Below are 628 nucleotides of genomic sequence, written 5' to 3'. Positions count from 1 at the left end.
GCAATATGACGGCGCGCCGCAGAAGGTGCTGCCTTCGGCCTGGGACAATTTCACAGCGCCGCCGAAACCGTGGAAATGGTGCCACTCGGAATCCTACCAGGGCAATCCGTGGCGGGTCACGGTGACCAAGGAATTGAAGCGTCTCGTCGACGGGCTGATCGCCGACGGAACGGTGTCCAGCTTCGAGGTGTCTGATTCCAACAATGACGCCAGCCAGCAGATCAACCAGATCCGCGCCTTCATCGACAAGAAGTGCTCGATCATCACCTCGATCCCGGGCTCGGCGACGGCACTCGATGATGCGATCGACGCTGCCGCCAAAGCCGGCATTCCGTTCATCACCGCTGCCGGTTCGGTGACCAGCCCGAACGCCATCAATGTCGATTCCAACTATGCGCGCTGGGGCTACGCCATGATGGCGGCGATCGGCAAGGCGCAGCCGGACGGCGCCAGCATCCTTCTGGTCGAAGGCATCGCCGGACACCCGATCGTGGTGCAGGAGCGCCAGGGCGCGGACAAGGCGCTGACTGAAAATCCGAAGCTGAAGATCTCGCGCAATGTCAATGGCAACTGGACAGCCAACGTCACCAAGACCGTGGTGCTGCAGGCGATCGCCACCAACCCGGCG

General features: G+C 62.3%; 1 protein-coding gene. It reads left to right on the top strand.

What is annotated here, in order from left to right; all coding sequences use genetic code 11:
* A partial coding sequence (locus EOA22_RS01610) for a substrate-binding domain-containing protein (protein WP_245478578.1) occupies positions 1-628 on the top strand: 628 nt, incomplete at both ends.

Origin of the sequence: Mesorhizobium sp. M7A.F.Ca.US.014.04.1.1 (assembly GCF_003998745.1) — a bacterium.
Lineage (GTDB): Bacteria > Pseudomonadota > Alphaproteobacteria > Rhizobiales > Rhizobiaceae > Mesorhizobium > Mesorhizobium ciceri.
The sequence above is the reverse complement of the archived record's forward strand: the minus strand, read 5'-3'. Positions and strand labels throughout refer to the sequence as shown.